The 3586-nt window shown below is 39.0% G+C and carries 2 protein-coding genes; both read left to right on the forward strand.

The genetic code is table 11. From position 1 onward, the window contains the following. The first annotated feature begins 128 nt into the window (after positions 1-128). Positions 129-638: an LPXTG cell wall anchor domain-containing protein gene (locus AACL61_RS08710; RefSeq protein ID WP_231125409.1), complete on the forward strand. Its 510-nt coding sequence runs from the start codon at positions 129-131 to the stop codon at positions 636-638. A 300-nt stretch (positions 639-938) separates the two neighbouring features. Next, a partial coding sequence (locus AACL61_RS08715; RefSeq protein WP_339111256.1) for a serine-rich glycoprotein adhesin occupies positions 939-3586 on the forward strand: 2648 nt, incomplete at its 3' end.

The following is a 3586-nucleotide window of genomic DNA, read 5'->3' on the forward strand; positions in this document are numbered from 1 at the left end:
AAGTATGCGATGTTTCCAGAATCTCCCACTTCAAGCATTAAACCGTAGGTTTAGCTAAGTGGGAGTAGTTCAATGTTCTATATTCTAAAGATCCGGTTAAACCGCATCCAACACCTGACGAACCGGATGTGCCAGTAACGCCAATTGTACCGGTAACACCAATTAATCCAGAAAAACCAGCTTCATCTTCAAGTGCCGGAGGTACGCCTGCACAGCCAGATGAACCATCGCAGTCCGACACACCAAGTTCTTCTGGAAGTGCATCAACGCAACCAAGCGAGACGCCTAAATCGGATGGACCAACATCATCGGCGGTTCCAAATTCAGAAGAACCAGGTGTTCCAGAAATACCGACTACACCGACAAGTACGGCCACAGGAGTAAATTCAACTCCAGCTAAGGCAGTAAGCGCTGCTGGCGAATCCCCAGTGAATGAAATGCCTGTCTCAGAGCCAGTAACCGTCCATACAGTAAAGGGGGATGTTACACCAACTATTGGCAAAAACACTTCCTCAACTGTATCCCAAAAGTTACCGCAAACAGGAAATCAACACCAAAGTATTTGGCGAGTAATCCTTGGTACGTTCCTTGGATTATTTGGGATTAGTTTAGGTAAGAGAAGAAAAAAGAATAGCTAGGTTTAAAGTTAGAAAAGACCTTATGATTTTTGAGCTAGTAATAACTCATAAGAAAATCATAAGGTCTTTTTAAAATAATTTAACTTTTGCTCATCAATTAACAATATTTTTTCAATAAAATTATTTGTGTCATGATGAAAATGTTTTCAAAATTGATATTGTGGAGAAAGGTCATAATGTTTATGTGATGAAGATATGACTTAATTTTGATGAAACCAGGTGTAAGAATGTTGATGGGAAGCTTTACTATCAATTACCTAAATAATAATAGAATAATGAAATTGGAGAGGTGGACAATCTATGGTCAAACATAAGCAAGCTCAAGAAACAAAAAGTAAAGTTAAATTATATAAAACTAAACGCGGTTGGTTTAGCGCTTTAACTCGTTTCTTTGGTTTACTTTCTTTTATGTCGAAGAAAGAAGTACAGCCCATTGATCTTAATGATTTAGATGCATTAAAAGATGCGGATACATCAGATAACTACAAAAAAGGAATCGCGACAGTAGCGACTTTATTTGGAATGGGAGCAATTGGTGCTGTTTCACCAACAGAAGTCCACGCAGCGACAACAACGGTTGACTATAGTTCTCAAGTGATTGGCTCGGGATCGACTTCTGTAAGTACCTCTACAAGTCAATCAATGACATCTACTAGTGGGTCAACTGCTAGTCAATCTACAAGTACGTCAACGGTTAGCCAGTCGATGCAAAGTAATTCACTATCAGTAAATAGCGTTTCTGGAAGCACAACTTCAACCACTATCTTTGAAGGTACAACCACTAGCTCAATGGTGAGCGAAAACTCGTCTAATAGTATTTCTGGCAGCCAAGCAATAGAAAACAGTGATGCCGCTTCAATTGACCACTCTGGGAGTCATTCAAATTCGACAACGGCAGATTCAATAACGGGTTCAACATCACTTGATAATGAAAAAACTTCAATAGAAGAGAGTGCGAGTACGAGTTATTTAGAAGACAATGGGATGGCAACCATCTTGCCAGTAACTGGAAATAATGATGGGGAAACTTCCGTGGCTAATCGAACAGTTACGGAAGATAATATAGTACAACTTGCAGAAAGCATTAAAGAAGTATCTAATGAAGAAGAATTAAAGGCAGCCTTGCAGGATGCTTCAATTACGACTATTAAGCTAAAAAACAATATTACCCTTAACAACGCGATTACCATTAATAATGGGAATCGAAATATTACCATTATTGGGGATGGACACTATATTAATGCTCTTAATAGTGATGGCGGGATTATTCTAAATAATAGTTCGGGTAGTGCCAAGATTGACTTAACAATTGAAAATGCTACCCTGTATAACACTAGTAAGTACGGTTTTGTTAATATGAGTAGCAATGGAGCGGACACCGTGACATATAAAGATGTAACGGCTTACGGTGGGACATTAGTGTGGAGTAAACCTGTTGCTGGTGTTAAAACGCTGAACTTAGTGGGAAACACAACGTTAAACAGTGTTATATCTTATGAAGTTGATGGCCAGTCGCATAATACGGAAGTGTTTAGCCAGATCACTCAAGTGAGCGATAATGAGATTGCGTATAAGTCCACGGCCTTATATGTTTCGAATGCTATTAATATTGCGGATGATGCTAATATAGTATTAAAGAATAGCGCAACGGATATTGATATGTGGCTTCTTACCAATACTAATATTAGTGTATCGTTGTCATCAAATGAAAGTACTGTTACAGTTGGTAGTAACGCCAGTTTAACGATGGAAAATATTGGCAAAACAGAGTACAACATTAAATTAGATGGTGCTAGAGCGAATAACTTTATTGTCAGTGAGAATGCAACCGTTAAAATGTCCGCTAAAGTTGATAATGTTCGAATTGTACCTCGTAGTACAGGTCTTATCAATCGCGGAACAATTGACTTTGCTAAGGGCTCAAATGTTACTTTAGAGGTTATTACAGGGTCTAATTTCCGCATAGCCGGAACATTTGCTAATAAAATTAATTTCAATGGTACTGCTACATTGATCAAGCATGAAGGTACCAATGATACTTCAATGTATGGCGAACACTCGCAAGCAAATATTGAATTTAATTGGCTTGGAATAGGTGGAAATGCAGTTAACTTTAATCCAGGAGCTGATGTTACTTTAGTAGCTGGTAAAGGAGCATCTAATATTGGAGCATCTAGTTCTGTCAACGCAACCGCAACCGTAAATATTAACGATCCGCTCCGAGTAGCTTTTAATACGGATAAGTTAGAGACCGATAATGGGGTTACATATCTTGGTGATCCAAGAATTATTGTTAATGTTGAAAATGCTACGATTAAAGTTGATGATAACGATTTTTCAGAACTTATCAGTAGTAATAAAACTAATGTTACCGGAAGTTCGGTAGTTGTCGGTTCAGTTTCCTTGAATTCTAATAGTACAAGTTATGCTAATGAGTCTGAATCGCTCAGCGCCTCACTTAGTTTTAGTATCGCAACCTCAATGGCTACAAGTCAGTTAGCTGCTGTTAATAATGGTAGTCAAGTAATTTATGGTGGAAGTACTTCAATATACAATTCACAATCAGCTTCAACGTCGTTGAGTCAGAGTACAAGTACTTCAACTTCATTAATTCAAAGCGAAAGCGCCTCGACCTCGTTGAGTCAAAGTGCAAGTGCATCAACATCGCTGAGTCAAAGTGAGAGTGCATCAACATCCTTAAGTCAGAGTGCAAGTGCATCAACATCGTTGAGTCAAAGTGCAAGTACCTCAATTTCATTGAGCCAAAGCGCAAGTGCGTCAACATCGCTGAGTCAAAGCGAGAGTGCATCAATCTCATTGAGTCAGAGTGAGAGCGCCTCAACGTCATTGAGTCAAAGTGAGAGTGCGTCAACATCGCTGAGTCAAAGTGAGAGTGCATCAACATCCTTAAGTCAGAGTGCAAGTGCATCAACATCGTTGAGTCAAAG

The organism is Limosilactobacillus reuteri subsp. porcinus (assembly GCF_036621895.1).
GTDB lineage: Bacteria > Bacillota > Bacilli > Lactobacillales > Lactobacillaceae > Limosilactobacillus > Limosilactobacillus reuteri_J.